Consider the following 24,863-nt stretch of genomic DNA (forward strand, 5'->3'; position numbering starts at 1 on the left):
AAAATATCTTTACAAAAAGCTCACTGGACTTTGGTATGAGTCCAGTGACTCAGTTTGTAAAAAAAATAAAAATCTGTGAGGATTCAAATATGACAAAAATAACGACATCTATGATTTTTCTCGTCTTGCTAATCACAGGTACAGCTCAGGCCAACGTTATCGGTACAGCTTACCAAAACTTTAATCCAAGTATTTCAGGTACGGATTTCACCACGGTTCACTCGACCAGACCAGTGAAACCTTGTATGTGTAATCTTGGTGTGTTCTTCAACTATGCGAAAAACACCCTGACATACTCTGATACTTTCTATCAAACCAACCAAGACTTAAAAGGTGTGCGTGCGAATGACTTCCTAGTTGGCGGTGATTTGTACGGCGCTTTCGGTATCACGGAAAACTGGGATATTGGGGTTGCGTTGCCTTTTGTTGTCACAGCTAAAAATGATGACCCGTACGGAGTGGCTTACTTTGATAAATTCGGTTTAACTGAAGTTCGTCCTATGACGAAATATCGTTTCTATGGTGATGATCAAGGTGGTTGGGCTGTTATCGTATCAGCCAACTTCAATATTATTAAAGATGATCCATTTGCGGGTAACAATCCTGGTCCAACATTCAATATCGAGTTAGCAGCAGATACGACAACTGATAGCGGAATGAGACTTGCGGGTAACATCGGCTACAGAAAAAGAAACTCAGGTTCTCAGTTGACGAGCCCTTCAACTGGTTTGCCTCCTCCGTTCCAGCCATTTAACGATGCTTTCATTTACTCTGCGGCTTTGGCTAAAAACTTCGATAGCATTAAATCTGATTTAATCGCCGAACTTAAAGGTAGTATTTCAGGTAGAACAAATGATGACAGCGTTAAGAAGTCTCAGCAGGCGTTAGAGCTTGGCTTAGGTATCAAACACGATGTTTCAAACACATTTAATATTCATGCCGGTTTAGGAACTAAATTAGCAGATGCTCAAGCGACACCAGATATTCGTGCATATGCAGGTATCAACTTCCAAGTTGGTCCGATGTGTAGCGACGAGCCAGCTCCATCTGAAATCGTAATCGAGATGCCAATCGCAGTTGTACAAAACCATCCAGTTGGTGTTTCTTCTGTAACGGCGTTAAATATGCCAGTATCAGCTTTGAACCCAACAGACTACGCAGCTTATCGCTGGAAAATTGGTCCGACGCCACAAATGAACTGTTACAGCGAAGAAGGCTACAGTGCTGAAGTCGACGGGCAGATGCCAATCGTAACAGATATCGGTCCGATTCCAGATGGTGGTATCACACTATGTGCTGTGGCAAAAAACTTAGGTGGATACTGGCAGCCATTTACAGATCCAACGATCATCAATTGGACAAAAGGTAGTGCGCCAGTTGCTGTTGTACAAAATCATCCAGTAGGCGTTTCAGATGCTATTGATTTAAATATGCCAGTAACAGCACAGAACCCAGCAGACTACGCAGCTTATCGCTGGAAAATTGGTTCGACTCCTGAAATGAACTGTTACGATGCTTTCGGGTACAGTGACGAGATCTCAGGTGAAAGACCAATCATCACTCATATCGGTGAAATTCCAGATGGTGGTATCACACTTTGCGCCGTAGCGAAAAGCTTAGGCGGGGTATGGCAGCCATTTGAAGCTCCAACAATCATTATGTGGGAGAAGAAAAAAGGATACGAGCTATTCAGATTGAATGCGAACGTATTGTTCGACTTCGATAAAGATGAATTGCAACCACGTTCTTATGGTGAGTTAGAAAAAATTAACCGTCACTTGAACAGAAAACCTTTCACAAAAGCTATCATCGAAGGTCACACAGATAGTAAAGGTTCAGACGCTTACAACTTAGATTTATCAAGAAGACGTGCCATCACGGTAAAAAATCACATGGTGAAAACATATGGTTTTGATCCAGATAAGTTTGCAACTCAAGGTATGGGTGAAGGTTACCCAGTTGATACAAACGAGACTGATGAAGGCCGCGCAAATAACAGACGTGTGGAATTCAAAATCTACAGAAAATAAGCCTGCCATCTAAAGCAGAAAATAAAAAAGGCGCAGAATATGCGCCTTTTTTATTTGTGTCTGATGGACCTCGATTAGATTGGTCCGATTTCGACTTCTAAAACATCACCCAGTTGAAGAGTGAAGTTGGTCAGAGTAATAGTGGCACCGACAGCTTCGTAGTCAGAAAGACTTAAGATCTGTCTTTGGCCATTTCTTAAAATCACTACTGAGTTCACTTTTTCTGTGCTCAATAATCCAGGGACTACATAAGAAGAAGCGGCTTCAGAGGCCATAAAGGTTGAAACTTGTGAAAGTGTATTCGAGAAGTTTCCAGAGCATAAAGACTGCGTAGATGAGTTATTATTTCCTAAGATAACCGATAGAGTCTCGTAGGCTGTTCCATAGCTTTGACCTGCATTTAGAGCACAGCTATCACCAACAAAGCGAGCCAGCGTAGCGACTGTAAATCCCGAGCTACCGAATAATTCAACAGACTTATTGCGAATAGCTGAAATCAAGTTCTGAGCACTTGAAGCAGAAATATCTGATTTAATAACAGAGTCAAATTCGATGGCTGAACTGGCCACGTTACCCGGTAATACCTGTTTTGAACATGAGCTTGGACTTGCAGATAAACCCACTGCGTGCACAAGGTCATATAGGTTAGGGTAGTTAACATTATTGAATGTCACTTGAGACGAGCAAAGATTTAAATTTGCATTAGATCCATTGTCGCCAAGATCAGCACCATAGTAAGATACGGGTACTGTTTCATAGATACAGTCAGTTACGTTACGTACGATGTATCCCTGAGACGTAATACGATTTACAGCATAATCCTTATGGGCTTGAGTACAAGTCGCACCATTTGTAATGGTGTTTTGACCATTTAAGCTCACACCCCATTGAACAGGCATCCACTTCGTCACGCCATCTTGAGATAATTGATATTCTAAGCTGACGCGCGCACGTTGCTGACCATACGAGTAATAAACCACTGGTTGGCTAGATACACGTTGAATGTAACGGCTCATACAGCTGGCGAAATTACTGGAGTCATCTTCATCTGTTAAGATAACGATAGCGGCTTTATCGCCCGCTTGGAAGAAACGTGAACTGCTTTCATCAAATAACTGACGAGCTGTTGCACATAGGCCTTCTTCTGTATCAGAACCACTAGTACCCACAGCTAAAAGAGCATCGCGGATTTGAGTTTTTAAGATACCGAACTGAGAGTCAGTTGAATTTCTAAAAAGCTTAAGATTGTTATGGCGAACATTCTTATTCGAAATACTTCTTTCAATTAAATAAGATGAAAGTGATTGCGCCTGACTTTGCGAAACTGTGTTGCGGCTTTCATCAAGATATTTAGTGGCAATAGTGTAGTCCACTTCGTTACTTGGAATACCTGAAGTCGAAACGATTTTTAAATCGACATTGTGTCCTTTAAGAGGAGTCAGTAATGAGTCCACAGCATTCGCCAGTTGTTGTTGCGATTGAGTCATCGTGTAGGAGTCATCGACCACAAACAAAACTTTAAGATTGGCTTTCACCTGATTGTAGGTGGGGTCAATAGTGACTTTACGAGATGTCCCCAAGGCTCCGCCAAGGCCGTTATTAAAAACATCGTAGTTGGTTTTGGCGCAGTTTTGAAACATCGGAGAAACAACTAGTAATCCAATGATGCTTAAGCCGACGATACCCATTTTCTGCTCACGTTTCATAAAGATCCCCTTTATCAGGTCTTAAATCGGTTCGTCTTGGGACAAACTTAAGTTGTCGCGTATTTAAAATTCATTTATCTCGTTTTGAGACAAAAACGTACAAACCTCAGTCCAGTGTCGCGCTTAAGAGTTTGCTAACAGTGGGGCTTTCGGATGAAATAGAGCTGTGGACAGTGTCTATCATTTCGGTTTTCGATTCCGTAACTTTCTAAATAAGCCATTCAAAGTATTTTGCGTGTGCATCTGCGTTTTCGTGCTCTCGCTTTTCTTTAATGGAGCTATTTGGAGGGTGTGGGGACTTCACCGTGATATGGCGACTATTGAGTCCCAAATCTTAAAATCCCGTGAGCAGGCCCAGCTTTTAGATATGCAGATCAGCCAAGCAAAGGACCCTTCTTTTATCGAAAGACAGGCCCTGGATAAGCTCGATATGGTCGGGGAACACGACTTAGTCTTCGTTTTTTCTGAATAAATAACAATTTGTATATTTTTTAAATAAAAATGCTGGACAAAACATAGAGCAAAAGCTCTAATGTCCTCCATGAATTCCAATGATTTTTTAAAATCAGCTCATTTACTACTAGGGATCACGAAAGAAGAACTCAATAGACGTCTTCAATCTGGGGTCTTAGATCCGCAAATCCTAAAGGCTCAAATCGAGCAAAATTCGCACGAGACACAGCGGGAAGCCCTCTGTGAAAAGTGGATTGCGATGCAGTCTTTAGAGCAAATCGACTTGGATAAAGAAGATATTGAGTAATCCCTGATCATCTTGAAATGAGCGACGACAAGCGCGTTGTCATGCCCTCTGTATAAGGGTAAAACCCCCTTATGAAAAAGCAAATCTACGTAGTTGATGTAAGCTCCATGTTTTTCAGAGCTTTTTATGCCATTCGCCCCCTGACTTCCAGCAAAGGGGTCCCTGTGAATGCCGTCTATGGCTTTATCTCGATGATCATCAAATTGATGAAAGATAAAAAGCCAGATCATCTTGTTTTTTGCTATGACCGCAAAGAGCCCTCATTTCGCAAAGACTTATATGTCGACTACAAAGCTAATCGCACCGAGATGCCAGACGAGATGCAGGTGCAGATGCCTTATCTGAAACAGATCGCCAGCCTTTTGGGAATTTGTGACTTAGAAGTACCTAGTTACGAAGCTGATGATTTGATTGGAACAATCGCCTGTATGGCACAAAAAGAAGACTATGAAGTCTTCATCGTTAGCGGTGATAAGGACTTCTGCCAGTTAGTGAATAAGAATGTTTTTCTTTATGATACGATGAAAGAGATCATCTTCGATGAAGAGCTAGTTAAAGCAAAACATGGCGTTCACCCTTTACAGTTTATTGATTATTTAGCTTTGACTGGGGATAGTTCGGATAACATTCCTGGGGTAGCCGGAATTGGGCCTAAAGGGGCACAAAAATTGATCGAACAGTTTGGAACTTTAGAGGCCATTTATGAAAACATAGATCAGATATCGAGTGCTTCTATTAAAGAAAAACTTTTGAAGTCTAAAGACAGTGCATTTCTTTCTAAAAAACTGGTGACGATCGTCTGCGATGCTCCTGTCAGTGTAACTTTAGAGGACTTCACATTGAAACCCTTTAAAGTCGATGAACTACGTGCCTTTTTGCAGGATCTGAATTTTAAGACATTAGAAAAGAATCTTTTGGGTGAAGGAAAATCCGGCTTCGTCAAGCCAGCCGAGTCAGCATCTGAGCCACCTAAGGCTTCGGCCTCTTTAATGGCTGCGGTAGCCCCTGCTGCCGAGCAGATCTCGGTGGTTGTCGGTCAGTGGAATGAAGCTGAAATCCAAAAGCGTCTAAACCAAAATGAGAACTGTTTTATTTTTGTGGCAGAAGAGCAGATAGCTTTAGGATTTCAATCGGAGTTGTATTTTACTTCGATAGCCGAATGTAAATTAAATTTTACGGATTTAGTTTGGAATGGTTTTGATCTAAAAAAAGTTTGGACGCATCTTGGAATTGATTCCGAGAAAACTCTAGAAGTAAATTGGGATCTGATGTTGGGCAGCTATGTTTTACGAGCAGCCGATTCATCTGATCCAGAAAAATTAGCCGATGTCTTTTTACAAAAAGAGTTAGATCTCGACAGTTTTGAGTCTGCGGCAGATAAACTGCAAAATCTTTATCAGACCTTCTTAGAGTTGAACCAAAAAGTCCAAGAAGAACTACAGTCAAAAGAGTTGATGATTATTTACGAAAAACTCGAAAGACCTTTAATTCCTATTCTGTATAAAATGGAGCGTAAAGGAATTCAACTCGACTTAGAATACCTGAAGAGCTTTTCTGAAGAGTTGGCTGCCGAGTTGGCAGGCCAAGAAAAGAAGATCCACGAGATTTCAGGTGAAGATTTTAATATCGCCTCGCCAAAGCAATTAGGAGTGGTGTTATTTGAAAAGATGGGGCTTGAGGCCACTAAAAAAACGAAGACGGGATACTCTACAGATAACGATGTTCTTGAGGGTCTAGATCATCCTATCGGAAAAGAGATTATTCATTATCGCGAGGTAGCTAAATTAAAATCAACCTATGTGGATGCCTTGCCTCAGCTCGCGGACAGTTCTGCACGTGTTCACACCCATTTCAATCAGGCTTTAACAACAACAGGACGTCTATCAAGCACGAATCCTAATTTACAAAATATTCCGATTAAAACAGAAAAAGGTCAGCGTGTACGTAAGGCCTTTGTGGCCTCATCTGGAAATCGTCTATTGTCTGTGGATTACTCGCAAATTGAGCTTAGAGTCTTAGCCCATATTTCTGAAGATAAAGGCTTGATTAAGGCATTCCAAGACGATCTTGATATTCACATGGCAACGGCGGCTGAGGTCTTTTCGGTGCCGTTGAATGAAGTCACTAAAGATCAAAGACGTATAGCCAAAGCTGTTAACTTTGGAATTGCTTACGGGCAAGGGGCTTTTGGTTTAGCGGACACTTTGGGGATTTCGCGTAAGGAATCCTCTGAAATTATTGAACGTTATTTTTCTAAGTTCGGCGGTATCAAAGACTATATCGAAAAGACAGTGAAGATGGCCCATGAACAGAAGTATGTGGAAACACTGTTCGGAAGACGTCGCTATATTCCCGAGCTGGATAATAAGAATGTGATGATGAAAAAGTTCGGTGAACGGGCAGCTATCAATGCTCCGATACAGGGAACTGCCAGTGACCTTGTGAAGATGGCGATGATTGAGCTGTGTTCAGATCTTAAGATCGACATGTTATTGCAAGTACATGACGAGTTGATCTTTGAAGGGACTGAAGAGCAAATTCAAATGCAGCTTCCGTGGATTGTAAAAACTATGGAAAATGTCGTGAAGCTAAAAGTGCCTCTGAAAGTGAATTACTCAGTGGGGAATAACTGGGATGAGGCGCATTAGTAGCTCTATTAGAGCTACTTGAACTGCTACTACTCTGTTTCCCAACCGACGACTCGTCCGCCTTCAAAATAAACGGAGCGCTTTTCTTGTTTGTAGCCATAGGCTGTTGGGATTTGTTTGATGTATTGCCAGCGCTCATTTTTATAAAGAGGATTCCCACTGGTTTCAACTTGATCGGGTTCTCCCCATGATCTTTTGACGTAATCTGCTGGCATCCCGATAGAGATATCGTGGTTTTCAACTACAGCATCAAAAGTTTCAAGACTGTTTTTTGCACGTGTCCAAATTTTATTTTTATTAATCCAAACTTGGCGCCCTTCCGTTGACGGAATTGAAAGTAGATCTATTTTTTCTTGATCTGTTTCAAGCCAAGGAAGCACTTTTGAGTACTGCATCTTTTCTTTATGTGAATCCAATGTTCTTTCTAAACGGCGTAATTTTTTTCTATTTTGTACTCTAGCGCGTTCATCAGCCGTCAAAGGCTTACGTGGATCTAATCCTATTTCATAGGCGTACTTTTGTAGCTCAGCCTCTGTAAGAGGCTCATCTGGAACAGCCGGCGGAGCTACAGTAGCATCGGGCAAAGCTGGCGTACTGGCCACTTCAGGTGTAGCGGGCGTTGAGGTGGGCTGTTCTTGCACGGGATCTGTATGGACATTCTTAATTGGCATGTCCGATGCGCAAGAAAACAGTACTAAAGAAAGGCTTAAAAGTCCGATGTGTCCAATGTTTCTCATAGTATAATTTTAGTGCAAATTAAGATGATTTATGATTAAAATTTTTTAGTGACGGATAAAAGAACAAAAAATCAAGACGTGGGGCCAGATCAAGACCCTTCTCTAGATACAGAGCAAAATATAGAGCTAAATGAAGAAGAGCTGTTGTCAGACGTAGACAACATATTGTCAGAGGAAGATCCTGAGTTTCTGGCAACTATTAGCGACATCACTGTAAGTGGTTCTGGTTTAGAAGCTGGTATTATTGGGCAAGCATTAGGAATGGGACCCAAGAAATCGTCTAAATTTGTTCAGTATCTATCTTACCCATTTGATTTTAAATCCAATCTAAAAGGCGTTCTGTTTTTTTGGCTTTCGATGCTGTTACTCGCAGGAGCTATTTATTTTGTATGGAGCTACAGCGGCGGATTATTAGATCGTAAGTTGTTTGTACATTCACTAGCTGAGTTAGGCGAGGATGTACGTGACTACAATCCTAACAGTGAAACTGAAGTTTTTTACGATAATCCACGCTTTGCTAAAAACTTAGTAACGATCTCATCCATGCATGTGAACTTACGTCCTTCGGAAAATTCAGGCTCTAACCCCATGTTAGTTCTTGAGATCACTATTGAAGGGGCATCCACAGATTCCATCATTGAAATCAAAGACCGAGAAGCCGAGCTTAAAGATATGTTATTACGTCTGACAGAAGCCAAAACCTATGACGAATTGGCCGAGGCAGAAGGTAAACAGCTTTTGTGTGATCAGTACCGCGATGCTTTGAACTCTGTACTGACCACGGGACAAGTGCGACGCGTACTTTTGAAAAATTTTATTATTAAGTCTTAAATTCTTTTAAATCTAAGTTATAGCTTTTTATGCGATCATGTAGGGTTGATTTCGGCATTCCCAAATCGTGAGCCGTTCTTTTTTGATTGCCGTGATTTGCCATCAACCTTTTCATAATCATCTGTTTTTCAATTTCTTTAATGACGGGCAGAGTGTTCGTCACGGCGAGCTGAGCTTCAGTTGACCCATAGATAGACTGCTCTTTGCGACTCAGTAAAACGCTAAGGTGTCTTTCTTCAATAAGAGTTTGAGGAAATAGGGCGGATGCACGACTGACAACATTCTTGAGTTCCCTAATATTTCCGGGCCATTCATATTTCTTTAAAAGCTGTATAGTATTGTGGGAAAATCTCACCCGCATTTGTCGTGCGAATTGATAAATTAAGTCTTCGAAGTCTTCTTTTCTATCTTTTAGTGCAGGAACTTCAACAGTGATGACATTCAGACGATAAAATAAGTCAGAACGGAAACTGCCCTCTTGAATTTTTTGATAGAGATGCTGGTGTGTAGCTGCAATGATTCGTACATTTGTTTTTATAGTCCGGTCGCTGCCGACAGGGCGAATTTCACTGTTTTCAAGGGCACGTAGTAGCTTTGCTTGCAACCCGTAGGGAAGATCACCGATTTCATCAAGAAACAAGGTTCCTCCACGTGCACTTTCAAAGGCACCTTTGCGGTCGGCAATAGCTCCGGTGAAGCTACCTTTGATATGTCCGAAAAGTTCACTTTCAACTAAAGTTTCACTTAAAGCAGAACAGTTAACACTGACAAAGCTGGCGTTAGCGCGGGGTGAATTGTGGTGTAGGGCTTGGGCGATAATGTCTTTGCCTGTGCCCGATGGTCCTAACAAAAGTACGGGAAATGAGGTATTGGAAACAGAGCTTAAGCACTGAAGTTGCTCATTCCAAGAATGACTGCGACTGCTCAATGAAAACTTAGACTGAATTGCGCGGTTGTCTTTCAGACAAAGCTCCAGTGAGCCAATACGAAGACAGTCCCCTATTTTCAGAACCGCTTCGAGCACGCGAACTCCGTTAACGAATGTTCCGGTCGTACTGCGCAGATCTTTTAAAATTAATTGTGTGTCCTGTAGCTCTAATCGAGCATGGCGTTCACTGACGCCTTCACCTTGTAGATGGATTTGGCAGTTGGGGTCTTGTCCTATGTAAGTTAGTTTTTGTAGACTCCAAGACTGACCTTTATCGTTAGCGAGTTCTATTTTGTATTGCATGAGTGGCTCCTTTGCTATGAGGTTCCGAGGCACTTCAAAATACTTGCTAAGGAAAATAGGCTGAATCGCTATTTAATGGCGTTTGAACTCAGGAAATCCACAAAATAAGAAAAAATCTAAGAATTGAGAATATCGTATTTTCGTAATAGGATGGGGCATGCCAAAAATGAGTTTTATTAAAAGTGCAGTGAAAATGAAGGACTTCCCCGTATCCCCTTTAAAAGAAGTGGCTTTGGCGGGTAGATCTAATGCGGGAAAATCATCGCTTATAAATGTTTGGGCAGGAGGCAAGGTTGCGAAAGTCAGTCAGTCTCCAGGAAAAACACGTCTTTTGAATTTTTTTAGTATGGGTGATAGCTACATCATCGTTGATATGCCGGGCTACGGCTATGCTTCCCGTGGTGGCGATGAGTTGAAGACATGGAGAAAAATGATCGAGGGCTATTTAACTCAACGCCCTCAATTGGCGGGTTTAGTTTTATTGATGGATATGGCCCGTGATTGGACACGGGACGAAGAGTTAATGGCGCAGTTCATGATGAAGAACGATTTACCCGTGGTTATTGGATTAACTAAGTCGGATAAATTTTCTAAAAACGATATCAAAAAAGCGATTGAGCGTATTAAGCAACAGTCCCGCTTAGAAGATGTATTTGCGGTTTCATCACAGACGAAAAGTGGTTGTGCTGAGCTTGAAGAGTTTGTCTACAGAGCATGGATTAAAAAATGAAAATTATTGGCGTTATTCCGGCGCGATTTGCATCAACCCGATTCCCAGGTAAACCTCTTGAAAAATTAAAAGGTAAACCTATTTTGCAATGGGTGGTGGAAGGCGCAAGGAAAAGCCAGTTGTTATCGGATTTATATGTTGCGACTGACAATCAGCAAATTGCGGAAGTAGCCAAGAGCATCGGTGTAAATGTGGCGATGACAAGTCCTGACTGTGCAACGGGAACAGATCGGATCTTTGAGGCTATTAAAAATATTGAAGTGGATGTAGTGATCAACATTCAAGGCGATGAGCCCTTAATAGATCAAAGTTACATAGATCCTTTGGCTCAGGCTTTTTTAGATGAGCCACGTTTGGACATGGCCACACTGGCGCATGGTTTGGCCATAGAAGATTTTGACAATAAAAATGCTGTTAAAGTGATCACAAATATTCATCAAGAGGCTATTTACTTTAGCCGATTTCCGATTCCCTATTCCCGTGCAGAATTCAATCAACCCTCTGTCGCCCTTAAACACATTGGTCTTTATGGCTATAGTAGAGCCTTTTTGCAAAAGTTTTGCACAGCAGAGCCTGCTTTGATTGAAAAGTACGAAAGTTTAGAGCAGTTAAGAGCCCTTTATCTTGGGGCTAGAATAAAAGTACTACAGGTACAAAAGCCGACATATGGTGTTGATACTCCTGAGGACCTGCAAAAGCTTGAAGCTTTATTAGGGTAGCTGTTACTCTAGGGGACATGTCACAAGCTAAGTCTACGAAATCCGGTAAGCGTTTAAAGCAAAAATTTATCTTTGTAACAGGTGGAGTGGTCTCTTCGATTGGTAAGGGATTAACTGCAGCTAGCTTAGGTTCTCTTCTTGAGGCCCGAGGTTTTAAAGTTACTCTTATGAAGTTCGATCCCTATCTCAATGTAGATCCGGGAACAATGTCTCCGTTTCAGCATGGGGAAGTCTATGTGACGGATGACGGAGCTGAAACTGATTTGGATCTGGGGCACTACGAGCGTTTCACTAACAGTGTATTGCAAAGAGCTAACTCTGTCAGTGCGGGACAAATTTATGATCGTGTGATCTCACGTGAACGCCGTGGAGATTATCTGGGTGGAACAGTGCAAGTGATTCCACACATCACTGATGAAATTAAATCACGTGTGTATGAAGCCGCTCAAGGTAGCGAGATTGCGATCGTTGAAATTGGTGGAACTGTGGGTGACATCGAAGCACAGCCATTCTTCGAAGCCATTCGTCAGATGCGTTTGGATTTAGGTGTAGGCAATACAGCTTTGGTGCATGTGACTTATGTTCCTTATATTGCTGTTGCCGGAGAACTGAAAAGTAAACCCACACAGCACTCGGTGAAGGAATTACGCGAAATTGGTCTTCAGCCAGATTTTCTAATTTGCCGTAGCGAAAAAGTAATTGATGATAATTTAAAATCTAAAATTGGTCTTTTCTGTTCTATTAAAAAAGAAAATGTAATTTCTGCGAAAGACTCAGAGTCTATCTATGATGTGCCATTGGCTTTACATAAAGAGAACTTAGACTATCTGGTGGTTGAAACATTGAATTTGAAGCAAACCAAGTACAGCATTGCTGGCTGGCAAAAAATTGCTAAGATTCAACGTTCACCTCTGTCTAAAGTAAAGATTGCCGTCGTGGGTAAGTACGTAGATTTGAAAGAGTCTTACAAGTCCCTACATGAATCTTTAGTTCATGGTGGTTTGGCAAACCGAGCGAAAGTTGAAATCATTTATATCGATTCAGACAAACTCACTGCAAAAAATATCAAGACGATGCTTTCCGAGGCGCAAGGTATTCTTGTTCCTGGAGGCTTTGGAACGCGTGGGGTTGAAGGAAAAATCTTAGCGATCAAATACGCACGTGAAAAAAAGATCCCGTTCTTCGGAATATGTTTCGGTATGCAATTAGCGGCTATTGAGTTTGCGCGTAATGTCTGCGGTATTGCAGATGCCACATCTCGCGAGTTCGTCGGTGAAGATAAACGCGGTGGAAATATCGTCATTGATTCTATGGCGGAACAACGTGGTATTGTCGATAAAGGCGGAACTATGCGTTTGGGTGCCTTTCAATGTACGTTGGCTCCTAAAAGTCGCGCTTTGAAGGTTTATAAAAAATCTATTATTTGGGAACGTCATCGCCATCGTTTTGAATTCAACAATCAGTACCGCGATCTATTAGAAAAAAATGGACTACGCGCGACAGGTGTTAATGAAGAAAGAAACTTAGTGGAGATTATCGAGATTCCGAAGCACCCATGGTTTGTGGCTGTGCAATTCCATCCCGAATTTAAATCTAAACCGCTGAGCCCACATCCACTATTTGCCGATTTCATTCGTGCTTCACGACAGAAATAAAGGAAAAGACGATGTCTAAGATTTTACAGATCGCAAAAGAAACATTACAAATCGAGGCCGAAAGTATTTTGGGTTTGATTCCAAAACTCAATGGCGAATTTGAACGTGCGGTCCATGAAATCTTAAACTGTAAAGGTAAAGTCATCCTGACGGGTATTGGTAAATCAGGACAAGTGGCCCGTAAAATTTCCAGCACGCTTTCCAGTACAGGCACTCCATCTATTTTTCTGCACCCAGCAGAAAGTAGTCACGGCGACTTGGGGGTTATCTCTAAGAACGACTTAGTCATCGCCTTGTCCTATGGGGGAGAAACGGCTGAGTTAGGCTCGCTTTTGAACTTTATTTCTCGTAATGGAGTTTCTTTAATTGCTCTAACGGGTAAAAGTGGCAGCACGCTGGCACAAACAGCCAACATCGTTTTAGATGTTTCTGTTGAAAAAGAAGCGTGTCCTTTAAGATTAGCTCCGACTTCTTCAAGTACGGCGACTTTGGCGATGGGGGATGCTCTGGCTATGGCAGTTTTAGAGTCCCGTGGATTTAAGTCAGAAAATTTCGCTGAGCTACATCCTTCTGGGTCCTTAGGTGCTAAATTGATGCGAGTGAAAGACATCATGCAAACGGGTGATGCGTTGCCATTTGTAACAAAAGACACGTCTATGAAAGCCCTGTTGACGACTATGACTCATCAAAGTGTGCGCGGTGCTGCCGGAGTGCTTGATCACGATGGTCAGTTGATTGGTGTGATTACTGATGGTGATATCCGTCGTTTCTTAGAAAAGAATCAAGATCCATTTTCAAGTACAGCGGCGAATTTAATGTCTCATTCCCCGAAGACGATTGATGCGAGTGAACTTGCAGAAAGAGCCTTGTTTTTGATGGAGCAATTTCGCACACAAATGTTGATCGTATTAGATAAAAATTCGGCAGCGCCATTAAAGCCTGTGGGTATGATTATCTACCAAGATTTGTTAAGAGCTAAAATCCGTTAAGCGAGTCGGACCTGTTCCGACCTAAGTCGATGTCCTCAAATAAATGACTGGAAACACACGACCTTTGTCGTCAGTCCAGAGCACATTACTTGCCCTGTGACTTTATATTTTTCACAATAAAATCATCGAAATAATCTATCTTTGGGATGGCAGCACGACTATGGGATTAGATGTTCAAAAATTGAAATCTGTAAAAATGTTGGTCTTAGATGTGGACGGTGTCTTAACGGATTGTCGTCTATGGATGGACTCTAACGGCGAATGGAAACGTATTTATTGTGTTCGTGATGGTGTAGGGATTAAAGCTCTAGCTGAAGCGGGTTACAAATTAGCCATTATCACAGGAGCTAAAGCCACTGATGTGCGTGCACGTGCTCAGATGCTGGGTTTTCATCACTTCTATGAAGGTGCTGTTGATAAGCGTCCTTATTTCGAACAGTTACAAAAAGATTCAGGTTTAGCTCCGCATGAAATGGCCTATGTTGGGGATGATGTTTTCGATATCCCATTGATTCAAGCTGTCAGTTTCGGAGCTACAGTTCCAGAGGCGGTGGATGAAGTGCTTGAGTGTGCTCAGTACGTGACTAAGCGTGCTGGTGGCAATGGTGCTGTTCGCGAGATCTGTGATTTTATTTTGAAATATGGTTTTTACTCTAAAAATTGAGGTGAGTGTGGTCATTAACATGGTTAAGAGTATTCTGGTATCTGCCATATTAGCTGCGACGGTAATGGCATTTAGTTTCCAGTCGAAGGCAGCTGATTTGAATGTTCCTCAGGATGAATTAGCGCAAGAAACGGTTTACCCATTATTTGACAATCCCGTCAGTGTTCGCAACCGTAACGTTCAAGATTCAGGGACATTTGATATTGGAATTTTTGGTGGAGCAGCCATCACAGAGCCCATCGCCAACACTTCGAAATTTGGTTTGTCACTGAACTATCACTTTAATGAAGCTCACGCATTAGGTCTTTTATACGCTAAAAACAGCACAGGTCTTTCTAAAGATGCACAGGCGATGAAAGATGAATTCAATTTAGATTTCAATCGTGCTCCATTCCCTGAATACAGCTTGATGGCCGATTACAACTATAAACTTTACTACGGAAAACTGAGCGTAACGAAGAATGGGGTTTTAAATACATCCATCTTCGTTTCTGCAGCAGGAGGAATGATCAAGTATGTTCATAAATCCTACCCAGCCATCGCGATTGGTATTGGTGAGCGTTTTTACTTTACAAATCATTTGGCTTTAAAAATCGATCTTAGAATGTTTTTCAATAATGCACCAATTCCATTTAAGGCAGGGGCTTTGCGTGAGGGTGTAGACCCCGTTCCTAGCTATGATTCATTTGCTGAAAGACTAACTTACACAACCAATCTTGAGATTGGTTTGAACTATTTATTTTAAGGAGTTCGCCTGTGCAAAACACGTATGTGAAAAAAACTTCGGCGAAATATGCCTTGGCGATTATCCTCGTGAATTCGTTATGCTGGAATGTTTTGGCTCAAGAGCAGAACGCAGAAGATATGGATGTTATCGGGGTCGAAAGTTTATATCGTAATAATCCACCTCCAGTTCAGACAGCTCCGGCACCTGTTGTTTCTGAGCCGACAACGGCAAAAGAACAACAAGAGTTACAGGCTATTCAAAGTAATCCTGAAGTGCAAAATAGCCGTGTACGCAGTTTGACAGATTTAAATCAGCTATCACCATTCCAAGATATTTCAGTTATTCAGAAGAAATACCTTCCTAAAACAGAGCGCTTTCAAATTTACGCAGCAGGTGGACTCACAACGAATTCCCCTTGGTTCACAAATTTAGGGGCTAAGTTGAATTTAGGTTATCACTTTAGTGAGTCATGGGGATTAGAGCTTTCAGGAATGTTCTTAAGTAATTCTGAAAATCAATCGGCAAAAGATTTACGAACAAATAATAACTTACAGCCAGATAAGTTTGTGACCACGAAGTATAATATGGGATTGGATTTGATTTGGTCGCCGATCTACGGGAAGCTGACGACGCTAGACAATCGGATCATTCCATTTGATATGTATTTCTCTTTTGGTGGTGGGGTCTCAAATACGACATCGCAGGAAAAAACAGTTCCGACCTATCATATAGGTACGGGACAAATCTTTGCTATTTCTAAGTCTATGGCATTTCGTTGGGACTACAGTTGGAATTTCTATCAAGCAACTCCGGTTGCAGATGCTACGGGTACAGTGGCGCCATCGAAAACGACTTATAATGATTTGATATTCACAGCTGGTATCAGCTTTTTCTTTCCGGAGGCTAGCTACAGATGATAAAAACAAGTTTGATTCTGATACCAATTTTAATTGCATCCTTATCAGCGCAAGCCCAACAACCGGAAGGGCGTTCCTATAGAGCACAGATAGAAAATTCAGTGAATCTTATTAAAACTGGTAAAAATCTAGCGGCAGCTCAACAGCTTTTAGGTCTTTCTAGAACCAGTACGATTCCGGCTGAACGTGCACGTATTAAGTATCTATTTGGATTGTCGCTTATGGAACTTAACTTAAATCAAACGGCAGCCTTTCAATTTGCTGAGCTGATTCGTACCGGAGACCCTTCTTGGACGAAGCAGGCCATCGAGAAACTTTTAGTCGTAACAGATAAGTTAGGTGATGAAACACTACTGAACTTCGCGATTCAGCGTGTAGATATTAATCAAATCCCAGCGCAAAACCGCGAAATGTTATTTTATCGTTTAGCCGAAACAAAGCATAAAGCGGGTTTAGCGAAAGAAGCGATTGAGTTCTACAGCAAAGTGACCCCAAGAAGTCGTTATTATTTTAATGCTCTTTATAATATGGGATTAGCTCAAGCCGAGTCGAACCAACCAGATCTAGCATTACAGAGCTTCCGCCGCCTGTTGAACAGTCGCGCGAAAGCTAATGTAACAGATACTAATAAAGTTGCGGCACAGATGGCGATTGCTCGTGTGCTTTATCAAAAGCAGGATTGGGCGAAGTCAATTGAGGCGTACTCTTTGATTCCACGTGACCATAAATACTGGCATGATGCTCTTTTTGAAAAAACATGGGCTATGCTGAGAGCAGCGCGCTTTCGTTCAACACTAAGTAACTTCCAGTCTCTACATTCATCGTATTATGAAGATGCTTATCTTCCTGAGACTTTATTGCTGCGCTCGATTGTGTATCTGTATATTTGTCAGTACGACGAGATGGAAAAAGTTCTTTCGCTTTATGAGCGTCAGTACGGGCCGGCACTTACACGTGTAAATAATTTTTTGAAAAACACAAATAGCGATATGTATTTCCAAGAGGTAAATAAAACTTACCAATTGAAAAAGAATACAGATGATAAAAAGCAACTGGCATTGCCTTATAATATCTTAAAGCGTGTGAGCGAAGAAGGGGATGTGCGTAGAAGCTACGCTTACCTAAAAAAGATTAATGACGAACGTAAACTCGTTGAAGGATCGTCACAGCTTAAAGGTTCTTCAGTTGGCAGTTATGCTTTAAGAATTTTAAACAATCGTATTAATAGCACGCGTGCGGTTATTGGCGATCAAGCTAAAAGACATTTGACGGCAATTAAAGAAGAGTTGACGGATCTAAATGAGCAATCCAGCTTCATCCGCTACGAGATGATCAATGGTAAAAAAGAGACGATTAAAAAACGTCTTTCTGGAAAAGAGTTACCTAAGAGCAATGAAGAGACTCGCGACAGATCATTTTATGTTCAAAATGGCTACGAGTATTATCCGTTCCAAGGTGAATACTGGTTGGATGAAATCGGTAACTATCACTACTTAGGAAAGCAAAGTTGTGAATAATATGAAGTTGACTCATTCTATTGTTGGAACGCTTGTTGTAGCAGGCTTGCTGGGCGGGTCTGTCGCGATGGCTCAACAGACAGGATCTAACCAAAAAAAGGTGACTCTAGGTGATCTCCTTCGCCGTGCGAAAGAAGAAAGTCGTGGATCAAAGGTCAACCAAATTGAAAAAAAGGCTACTGCTGTACCTAACTCGAATTTAACATTCGAGAAAAGCCAATCGGCTGTCAATTTGAATGATATCAAGCCTCCTGAGACGTCGCGCATTTATAGCTATGAAAATGCAGACCAAGCTGCATATGAAAGAACATTAGATAGTCAAATTAAAGAGCTGTATCAACTGACTCAGCGTTTTAAAGATAGCCCTAATCGTGGTGAGCTTTGGCTGCGCCTAGCTGAGCTATATGTTGAAAAATCAGCTTTAGTCGATGCTCGAAAACAAAAAGAGTATGATCAAAAGCTGAAAGAGTTTCAAAGTGGTCGCAGTCGTGTACGTCCCACATTAGAAACAGCTGAGGCCCGCGACTACAATAAAAGAGCGATTCAACTATATGAATGGTTCTTGCGCGATTACCCGAATGATCCAAAAATCAGCCAAGCCTTATTTTTCTTAGGTTACAATAATTTCGAGATCGGTGAGGTTCAAAAGGGAAGCGCTTACTACAGTCAGTTGACGTCACGATTTCCGAATAGTCCATTTGCCGGAGATGCTCACTTCGCCGTGGCCGAAAATCTATTTGAAAATGAAAAGTGGGCGGATGCCTATAAAGAATATTCATTTTTAATTAAAGACAATAAGCACCACTTACACCTTATTGCTCTGTATAAAGGGGCATGGTGTCTTTATCGTACAGGTAAGACCGAAGATGGGATCAAATACCTTGATTACATTGTAAAATCTGGAGCCCGAAACTCTCAGCAGGTTAATCGAGCGACAGGTAGACGGATCGATGGTGCTCGCTTAGAAAATGAAGCCCTAAAAGATCTAGTGATCTTTTTTGCCGACAGTGGCGATACGAATCGCGCTCTTTCCTATTTTAAAAATGTGAATGGGAAAGAATACTTACCGAGTATTGAAAGACTAGCCTACGTGCTTTCCGATAAAGGGAATCGCGAAGGGTCCCGAGAGGCCTTTCGTTATCTGATCAGTCGCGAACCGAATTCGAAAAAAGCTTTCGAATATCAGTACCAGATTGTACAAAATTACTTTTTTGCGAAGAATTCACCTGAGTTTAAAAATGAGCTTTATAAGTGGATTACAAACTACAACTCAAAGTCGCAATGGTATAACTTACACAGCAGTGACCGCTCGTTTATCGTAAAAAGCAATCAACTGCGCGAACAGACACTTAGAAATTATATTTTGCAACAACATCAGACAGCTCAAAACTCTAGAGCAGAGTTTTCACGTCAAAGTGCAGATGAAGGGTACAAGCTTTACTTCCAAGAGTTTGGCAACTCGACCTCTGCTGCAGACATGCGATTCTTCTATGGTGAGCTTCTATACGATATGAAGCGCTATTCCGATGCCGCAAATGAATACACAGTTGTGGTCAATCGTTTTCCGAATAGCCAGTATGCCGAAAAGGCATCTCAGAATATCTTGTTGGCTTTAGAAAAAACGGTGCCGACGGATGCGGAATTCCAAAGAAGAACTGGAAACTCATTAGACCCAGTGCCATTGGACGAACCGACTAAGAAATTTATTGCGACCTCTAATTGGTATTTACAGAAATATCCGAAATCTGAAAAAGCGGCCGAGATCAAGTTTCGTATAGGTCGTATTTATTATTTAACAAATAATTTTAATCCTGCGGAAAAGCAATTCCGTGAGATTGTTCAGCAGCATCCGCGCACGACTTATTCTGAGTACTCAGCTAACTTGTTATTAGATATTTATAATTTGAAACAAGACTATGTGGGCTTAGAAAAGATTGGGTCTGAGTTATTAGCAGACTCTTCGATTTCTAACGCTAAGTTAGGTGACGATATTCGTGGTGTGATCGAAAAAGCGAGCTTTAAACAAGCGCAAACTTTCGAGGTAGACAAGAAGTACGCAGAAGCGGCTACTCAATATCAAAGTTTTGGACTACAGAATCCAAAATCAAATTTAGCAGCTGTCGCTTTTTTCAATGCGGGTGTTAACTTTGAAAGAGCGGGTAAAACAAAAGATGCAGCAAGTAACTACCAGCGGGCTGTAGCCACCAATACGACTGGAACTTCTGCTGAAGTAAAATCAAAAGCTAAACGTCTGTTAGCGAAAATTAAACAGGACGCGGGTTCTTTTGAAGAAGCTGCCGTTCTTTACTCAGATTTATACCGCGAGAACCCAAAAGATCCATTGGCTCCGAACTTTTTGTATAATGCGGCTTTGATGAAAGAAATTGCTGGTAATCCAGCAGAGGCATTTGATGATTATAATGCCTACATCAAACTCAATACCAATAAGAGCGAAAATGCAGAAATCGTCTTTAAAATGGCTGAACAGCAAAGACGATTAAAAATGAATGCAGATTCTTTGGCGAACTATCGTCGCTATTTAGAGCTGCCAGAGGCACGAGTAGATAGACGTATCGAGGCTCAGTACTGGGTGGTCGATTTGTCATCTAAGTTAGGCCAACGATCGGAACTGGCAACAGCGGAAGCACGTATCAATACATGGAGGAATACTCTACAAGGTGCACGCCGTGAAGCGGCCGGAGTCTATTTAGCAAAAGTCAGAATCATGCAAAGCCAGCAGAACTTCCAACGCCTAAAAGAAGTGACGATTCCAAGTGTGCCAAGCCAACAAAAAGCGGCGATTGATAAAAAGCTGGAAATTATGGCTGTTTTAAATGAGCAGTTAGGGCAAGTGATTCAATTGGCATCTCCGGAAGAGATCGTGGACGCCTTATACATTTTAGCTGAAGCGAATGAGCATATGGCTTTATCTATCAGAGCTGTTCCTATTCCAGAAAATATCGCGGCTGAAAATCGTCAACAGTATTTAGATGAAGTGAACAAAATCGTGATGCCATTTGCGACGAAAGCAGATGAAAGTTACAAGTTGGCTATCGAGCGTGGACAGGATTTGAAGGGCTACAATACTTCGTACCAAAACGCTTATCAGAAAATGAGTCAAAAGTATCCGGATCAGTATTACAGTGCAAAAGAAACTGTATCAGGAACTCGGGCTATTGATTGGGGAGTTAAAACAAAATGAGATATCTAATTGTTTTTGTATTAGCTTTAGGGCTTTGGGGATGTTCATCAACACAGGAGCAAACGTCTTCGACGTTGACGGAACCACAGTTAAGCGAAATCGACTTGTTAGATGCCGAGACCAAGCCACAGGTGGCAGCACCAGTGGCTACGCCTCCAACGACAAGTATTCCGGCTGAACTCCAGCAGGCATTAGCTTCTGGAAATTCTGATCGTATTAAATCAGTAAGTCAGAGCATTCTATTGGGTGATAATAAGAACGTTCCGGCTTTAAATGCCTTAGCGATGAGTTATTACAATTCGTCGCAGTTGAATGCTGCAACCGTGTTGTTAGATAAAGCTGTTGTGCTGTCACCGCGGGCTTCGGAAGTTCATAATAATATTGGAGTTGTTAGACTTGCGCGCGGGGATAAAAGTGATGCCATTGTTTCATTTCAAAAAGCGTTAGAGCTTAACCCAGACAGTTATATCGCGGCTTCTAACTTGTCGAGTATTTATCTGCGCGAAAAAGACTTCATTAAAGCGATCCCTGTTTTGTCTACATTTGTGAATAAAGGCGCGGCGGACTTGGACGGGCGTAGCAATTATGCTGTGGCTTTAGCAGCTACCGGCAAGACATCAGATGCCGTGGCTATATATGATAAAATTCTGCAAGAAAAACCAGATCATAAAAATGCTATGCTGAATTATTCAATTTTGTTGATTGAAAAACAGCAGAAGTATCAAGAGGGACTAGACCTGCTGAACAGACTAAAGTTTGTAGGTTCTGCGAATGAGTCTCGCCAGTTAATAAATGATTTGGAAGTTAAAGCAAAAGCTGGTTTAAAATAGGGATGGAGTTATGATGAAACTGCTTAGAATCTTCTGCTTTACAACTCTGAGTATGGGTATTGGCCTGTCGTCTGCTTTTGCGCAAACGCCGGCGCCATCAACTCAACCGCAGCAACAAAATCGTCAAGAGACGGTACAATCCTTAAACTTTGAAGATGAGCTTGTTGAAGGTACGGCGCAAAAGCCCGAATTCTTTTATCTATTCCAACAAAAAAACTTCAATTACAAAAGATTGATTAAACTCAGAGAAAACTTTCTGCCAGAAATGCGCCGAACCTCTGAGGATATCCAAAGGCTCAGAGGTGGTCGTTGAAATCTCCTCTTGTTTTTCGTGTCTTCAAAAAAGATCAAATCCATGTTGTTAAGCAATACATAGATGAAGATCGTATCACTGTCGGTAATGGCGGTGATGTTCATATTGATTTAGATTCAAATGAAGTTTCTCCGATTCACTGCCTTGTTGAAAAACGCGACAATCAATATTTTCTATGTGATTTGGGTTCTACTCAGGGCACCTACAAAAATGGACAACGTATTTTAGATGAGGCCTTACAATCGGGTGACTCCTTTCAGGTGGGTCCATTCCATGTTTTCTTTTTCATCGGAGTGCCAAAGGCGGATCAAGTTGTTGCTCCACCCGTGGCAGCGCCAATACACACTGAAATTGCACGTCATGAGTCAGCACCTGTAGTTGCGGCAACAGCCGTAGCCACAGCGGGAGTAGCAAGAGCCGCTGTAACAGCGACACGCAAAAGAAAAAAAGGACAGAAGACTTTTCCTCCTCCAAGCAAGGTGACGGACTTACGTGAACATTTAAAAGTAGGTTCTGGTCCACGTGTAGAAGTATTGGTGGCATGGAAAGAGCGTATTCTTGAAACATATCACTTCACTGGTGGTGGCAAAAAAACATTGGGGCCAGATGGTGACATCAAAGTGCCGCAAGGAGCTGCGCCGAAGAACTGGGAACTATTAGATTTAAGTAATGGGGCCGTGATTCATACGACCAGTGAAATGTCGATTGAGCGTTTAAAAGATGGTGAGGTATCACACCAAAGCACTGGCGATTATCGCCTAGGGCAAGGCGAAGTTTGTTTTATTGAGTTAATCAATGGGATGCAATTGATTGTGCGTTTTGCGCCAAAAGCTCCGGCTTTTGTGATGGCATCTCCGATGGTACTAGGTTCATCTGAGTTTGCGGGAGTATTAGCCGCTTTAATTATTGCAGTATTAACAAGTCTAATTGTATCGGTGAATAAGCCTAAAGATGCAGTGGTAGAAACGGAAGTTGAGCGTTTAGCACAGATTACTTTTGTAACGCCGACGGCTCCACCACCACAAACTGTTTCAGATGTGGCTCCGCCAACGCCACCTCCAGCTCCGGAAGTGAAAAAAGTAGAACCTGAACCGATCAAAAAAGCGATCATGTTAGACGAAACGAAAAGCAGTCAGACTTTGGGTGAAACAAAGGCTTCAGCTAACAAAGCACCACAAGAGGCTCAAAAAGAATCAGGTAAAGCAGCAGAAGTTAAGCCGAAGGATAATAATTTAACTACAAAAATGTTCACTTCGACCAAGCAGGGTGGCGCTGTACAAACAGGCCAAACTACCGGCGCTAATGCGCAAAGTGCCGAGCCAGATAATACAAACTCAGGCTTACTGGCCGCATTTGGCGAGGGCGGTGCTCGTTCGAAGTTAGATCAAGTCTACAGCGGTGCTGGTGAACTTATCGGTACGGCAGAAAAGGCCCAAGGTGTTTCTGGTTTTGGAAATACACGTGCTGGCGATGACTTTGGTTCACAAATCAAAGACACAGGTGCAGGCGGAGTCGGCACAGCAACTGAGGGTATTGCGGGCGTTGGAACTAAGGGACGTGGAACAGGTATGAGTGGCTACGGCGGCGGTGCAGGTTTTGGTGATAAAGACCGCGTCCAAATCGCTGCAGGTGGAAATGAAGAAGCTTTTATTGGCTCGATTGATCGCGAAGCTGTTCGTAGAACAGTTAGATCAGCGTTGCAACAATTCAAATCATGTTATGAACGTGAATATCGTGTGAATAGCAGCTTAGAAGGTAAGTTGGTATTAACGTGGGAAATCCACACACAAGGTGTAGCGCGAAATGCACGAGTAAATAGTGATAGATCAACAATGCGTAATACCTCTATAGAAGAGTGTATTAAGGCAAGAATATTAGGATTAAGATTCCCAGAGCCTCCACCAGGTACGGCTGCTGAGGTAACTTATCCATTTGTATTTCAAGGACAAAAACTTTAGAGGAGGCTTAAAGTGAACCAGTTAGAAAATGTAAATCCGATAGCAAGAGCATTTATTGAAGGCGGATTTGTCATGTACGTGATCTTGGTCATTGCAGTTGTGACCGTGATTCTTGTTGTCGAAAGATTTATGGCATTAAGATCGCTAAGAGTAGATAAGAAAGAATTCACTGATCATATTTTTAAAATGATTATTAATGGTGATATGCGCCAGGCGGTATCATTCTGCGATACGAAGTCGACTCCACTATCAAACACAGTGAAGGCGGGTTTAGTTCAGGTGATGAATAAAAGACCTGACGAAGAAGTTCAGGTGGCGATGGATGCCGCTGTTCTTAGAGAGATGCCAAAATTAGAAGGATTTACCTCTTTCTTAGCTGTTTTGGGTAATATTGCGGTACTTGCCGGATTATTAGGAACGATCATCGGTATGATCGGTTCATTCCGTGGTGTGGCGATGGCAGATCCTGCGACAAAAGCTCAGCTACTTTCACAAGGTATTTCGCATGCCTTGAATTGTACGGGTTTTGGTTTGACAGTGGCGATTGTAGCAATCGTATTTTATGGTTTATTCCAGCACATGATTCAAAAAGCTGAAAATGAAATGCTAGAAACAAGCATGTCACTATTAAACTTAGTTTCAGCGAATCGCGATAAATTAAGAGATTAGTTTTTAGAAGTTACGGATAGGCAGAAAGCG

The 24,863-nt window shown here is 41.9% G+C and carries 21 protein-coding genes; 18 read left to right on the plus strand and 3 right to left on the minus strand.

What is annotated here, in order from left to right:
* Positions 1–89: 89 nt before the first annotated feature.
* The gene (locus A11Q_RS13380; RefSeq protein WP_158320348.1) at positions 90–2,030 is read left to right on the plus strand and encodes an OmpA family protein; all 1,941 of its coding nucleotides are present in this window, start codon (positions 90–92) and stop codon (positions 2,028–2,030) included.
* A 74-nt stretch (positions 2,031–2,104) separates the two neighbouring features.
* Here A11Q_RS13380 and A11Q_RS03575 read toward each other — a convergent pair whose 3' ends face one another.
* The gene (locus A11Q_RS03575; RefSeq protein WP_015469423.1) at positions 2,105–3,736 is read right to left on the minus strand and encodes a hypothetical protein; all 1,632 of its coding nucleotides are present in this window, start codon (positions 3,734–3,736) and stop codon (positions 2,105–2,107) included.
* Between the two features lie 235 nt (positions 3,737–3,971).
* Here A11Q_RS03575 and A11Q_RS13960 point away from each other — a divergent pair, with 235 nt between their 5' ends.
* The 3 genes from A11Q_RS13960 (at position 3,972) to polA (ending at position 7,144) form a co-directional block, all read left to right on the plus strand.
* The gene (locus tag A11Q_RS13960) at positions 3,972–4,208 is read left to right on the plus strand and encodes a septum formation initiator family protein (protein ID WP_041575594.1); all 237 of its coding nucleotides are present in this window, start codon (positions 3,972–3,974) and stop codon (positions 4,206–4,208) included.
* Between the two features lie 60 nt (positions 4,209–4,268).
* A complete protein-coding gene (locus A11Q_RS03585) occupies positions 4,269–4,496 on the plus strand; it encodes a hypothetical protein (protein ID WP_015469425.1) in 228 nt (75 codons plus the stop codon).
* Positions 4,497–4,567: 71 nt separating this feature from the next.
* Positions 4,568–7,144: a DNA polymerase I gene (gene polA / locus A11Q_RS03590; protein ID WP_015469426.1), complete on the plus strand. Its 2,577-nt coding sequence runs from the start codon at positions 4,568–4,570 to the stop codon at positions 7,142–7,144.
* Between the two features lie 29 nt (positions 7,145–7,173).
* Here the strand turns inward: polA and A11Q_RS03595 are convergent, their stop codons facing one another.
* Complete coding sequence (locus A11Q_RS03595; RefSeq protein ID WP_015469427.1) at positions 7,174–7,881, minus strand: hypothetical protein; 708 nt, start codon at positions 7,879–7,881, stop codon at positions 7,174–7,176.
* A gap of 48 nt (positions 7,882–7,929) precedes the next feature.
* On the opposite strand from A11Q_RS03595, the gene A11Q_RS13385 reads away from it, so the two are divergent.
* Positions 7,930–8,712 carry a flagellar basal body-associated FliL family protein gene (locus tag A11Q_RS13385; RefSeq protein ID WP_015469428.1) on the plus strand — a complete coding sequence of 261 codons (783 nt, stop codon included), beginning with the start codon at positions 7,930–7,932 and terminating at the stop codon, positions 8,710–8,712.
* Here A11Q_RS13385 and A11Q_RS03605 read toward each other — a convergent pair.
* Positions 8,702–9,943, minus strand: a complete 1,242-nt coding sequence (locus A11Q_RS03605) for a sigma-54 interaction domain-containing protein (RefSeq protein WP_015469429.1) — start codon at positions 9,941–9,943, stop codon at positions 8,702–8,704. The two genes, A11Q_RS13385 and A11Q_RS03605, sit on opposite strands and share 11 nt — an antisense overlap.
* Before the next feature lie 157 nt (positions 9,944–10,100).
* On the opposite strand from A11Q_RS03605, the gene yihA reads away from it, so the two are divergent.
* The 13 genes from yihA (at position 10,101) to A11Q_RS03670 (ending at position 24,833) form a co-directional block, all read left to right on the plus strand.
* The gene (gene yihA, locus A11Q_RS03610; RefSeq protein ID WP_015469430.1) at positions 10,101–10,673 is read left to right on the plus strand and encodes a ribosome biogenesis GTP-binding protein YihA/YsxC; all 573 of its coding nucleotides are present in this window, start codon (positions 10,101–10,103) and stop codon (positions 10,671–10,673) included.
* Positions 10,670–11,392 carry a 3-deoxy-manno-octulosonate cytidylyltransferase gene (kdsB, locus tag A11Q_RS03615; protein WP_015469431.1) on the plus strand — a complete coding sequence of 241 codons (723 nt, stop codon included), beginning with the start codon at positions 10,670–10,672 and terminating at the stop codon, positions 11,390–11,392. The genes yihA and kdsB overlap by 4 nt, the downstream gene beginning before the upstream one ends.
* A gap of 17 nt (positions 11,393–11,409) precedes the next feature.
* On the plus strand, positions 11,410–13,047 hold the full coding sequence (locus A11Q_RS03620) for a CTP synthase (RefSeq protein ID WP_015469432.1): 1,638 nt from the start codon (positions 11,410–11,412) through the stop codon (positions 13,045–13,047).
* 11 nt (positions 13,048–13,058) lie between these two features.
* Positions 13,059–14,036, plus strand: a complete 978-nt coding sequence (locus tag A11Q_RS03625; RefSeq protein ID WP_015469433.1) for a KpsF/GutQ family sugar-phosphate isomerase — start codon at positions 13,059–13,061, stop codon at positions 14,034–14,036.
* Between the two features lie 160 nt (positions 14,037–14,196).
* The gene (locus tag A11Q_RS03630; RefSeq protein WP_015469434.1) at positions 14,197–14,700 is read left to right on the plus strand and encodes a KdsC family phosphatase; all 504 of its coding nucleotides are present in this window, start codon (positions 14,197–14,199) and stop codon (positions 14,698–14,700) included.
* A gap of 64 nt (positions 14,701–14,764) precedes the next feature.
* Positions 14,765–15,445, plus strand: coding sequence for an outer membrane beta-barrel domain-containing protein (locus tag A11Q_RS03635; RefSeq protein WP_158320349.1), 681 nt, complete (start codon positions 14,765–14,767; stop codon positions 15,443–15,445).
* Positions 15,446–15,456: 11 nt separating this feature from the next.
* Positions 15,457–16,344, plus strand: coding sequence for an outer membrane beta-barrel domain-containing protein (locus A11Q_RS03640; RefSeq protein ID WP_015469436.1), 888 nt, complete (start codon positions 15,457–15,459; stop codon positions 16,342–16,344).
* Complete coding sequence (locus A11Q_RS03645; protein WP_015469437.1) at positions 16,341–17,861, plus strand: hypothetical protein; 1,521 nt, start codon at positions 16,341–16,343, stop codon at positions 17,859–17,861. The genes A11Q_RS03640 and A11Q_RS03645 overlap by 4 nt, the downstream gene beginning before the upstream one ends.
* A 1-nt stretch (position 17,862) precedes the next feature.
* Positions 17,863–21,063 carry a tetratricopeptide repeat protein gene (locus A11Q_RS03650; RefSeq protein WP_041575064.1) on the plus strand — a complete coding sequence of 1,067 codons (3,201 nt, stop codon included), beginning with the start codon at positions 17,863–17,865 and terminating at the stop codon, positions 21,061–21,063.
* Positions 21,060–21,893, plus strand: a complete 834-nt coding sequence (locus tag A11Q_RS03655) for a tetratricopeptide repeat protein (RefSeq protein ID WP_015469439.1) — start codon at positions 21,060–21,062, stop codon at positions 21,891–21,893. Before A11Q_RS03650 ends, A11Q_RS03655 begins: the two co-directional genes overlap by 4 nt.
* Positions 21,894–21,903: 10 nt before the next feature.
* Positions 21,904–22,206, plus strand: a complete 303-nt coding sequence (locus A11Q_RS03660; protein WP_148284930.1) for a hypothetical protein — start codon at positions 21,904–21,906, stop codon at positions 22,204–22,206.
* Positions 22,203–24,164: an AgmX/PglI C-terminal domain-containing protein gene (locus A11Q_RS03665; RefSeq protein WP_015469441.1), complete on the plus strand. Its 1,962-nt coding sequence runs from the start codon at positions 22,203–22,205 to the stop codon at positions 24,162–24,164. Before A11Q_RS03660 ends, A11Q_RS03665 begins: the two co-directional genes overlap by 4 nt.
* A gap of 12 nt (positions 24,165–24,176) precedes the next feature.
* Positions 24,177–24,833 (plus strand): MotA/TolQ/ExbB proton channel family protein, encoded by a 657-nt coding sequence (locus A11Q_RS03670; RefSeq protein ID WP_015469442.1) that lies wholly within the window; start codon positions 24,177–24,179, stop codon positions 24,831–24,833.
* The last annotated feature ends 30 nt before the right edge of the window (positions 24,834–24,863 follow it).

Origin of the sequence: Pseudobdellovibrio exovorus JSS, assembly GCF_000348725.1 — a bacterium.
Classification (GTDB): Bacteria; Bdellovibrionota; Bdellovibrionia; order Bdellovibrionales; family Bdellovibrionaceae; genus Pseudobdellovibrio; species Pseudobdellovibrio exovorus.

Bases quoted from the DNA above. Each gene is read 5' to 3' on its own strand.
- A11Q_RS13380 (WP_158320348.1), top strand. From the start codon at position 90: ATGACAAAAATAACGACATCTATGATTTTTCTCGTCTTGCTAATCACA.
- A11Q_RS03575 (WP_015469423.1), bottom strand. From the start codon at position 3,736: ATGAAACGTGAGCAGAAAATGGGTATCGTCGGCTTAAGCATCATTGGA.
- A11Q_RS03585 (WP_015469425.1), top strand. From the start codon at position 4,269: ATGTCCTCCATGAATTCCAATGATTTTTTAAAATCAGCTCATTTACTA.
- polA (WP_015469426.1), top strand. From the start codon at position 4,568: ATGAAAAAGCAAATCTACGTAGTTGATGTAAGCTCCATGTTTTTCAGA.
- A11Q_RS03595 (WP_015469427.1), bottom strand. From the start codon at position 7,881: ATGAGAAACATTGGACACATCGGACTTTTAAGCCTTTCTTTAGTACTG.
- A11Q_RS03605 (WP_015469429.1), bottom strand. From the start codon at position 9,943: ATGCAATACAAAATAGAACTCGCTAACGATAAAGGTCAGTCTTGGAGT.
- yihA (WP_015469430.1), top strand. From the start codon at position 10,101: ATGCCAAAAATGAGTTTTATTAAAAGTGCAGTGAAAATGAAGGACTTC.
- kdsB (WP_015469431.1), top strand. From the start codon at position 10,670: ATGAAAATTATTGGCGTTATTCCGGCGCGATTTGCATCAACCCGATTC.
- A11Q_RS03620 (WP_015469432.1), top strand. From the start codon at position 11,410: ATGTCACAAGCTAAGTCTACGAAATCCGGTAAGCGTTTAAAGCAAAAA.
- A11Q_RS03625 (WP_015469433.1), top strand. From the start codon at position 13,059: ATGTCTAAGATTTTACAGATCGCAAAAGAAACATTACAAATCGAGGCC.
- A11Q_RS03630 (WP_015469434.1), top strand. From the start codon at position 14,197: ATGGGATTAGATGTTCAAAAATTGAAATCTGTAAAAATGTTGGTCTTA.
- A11Q_RS03635 (WP_158320349.1), top strand. From the start codon at position 14,765: ATGGCATTTAGTTTCCAGTCGAAGGCAGCTGATTTGAATGTTCCTCAG.
- A11Q_RS03645 (WP_015469437.1), top strand. From the start codon at position 16,341: ATGATAAAAACAAGTTTGATTCTGATACCAATTTTAATTGCATCCTTA.
- A11Q_RS03650 (WP_041575064.1), top strand. From the start codon at position 17,863: ATGAAGTTGACTCATTCTATTGTTGGAACGCTTGTTGTAGCAGGCTTG.
- A11Q_RS03655 (WP_015469439.1), top strand. From the start codon at position 21,060: ATGAGATATCTAATTGTTTTTGTATTAGCTTTAGGGCTTTGGGGATGT.
- A11Q_RS03660 (WP_148284930.1), top strand. From the start codon at position 21,904: ATGATGAAACTGCTTAGAATCTTCTGCTTTACAACTCTGAGTATGGGT.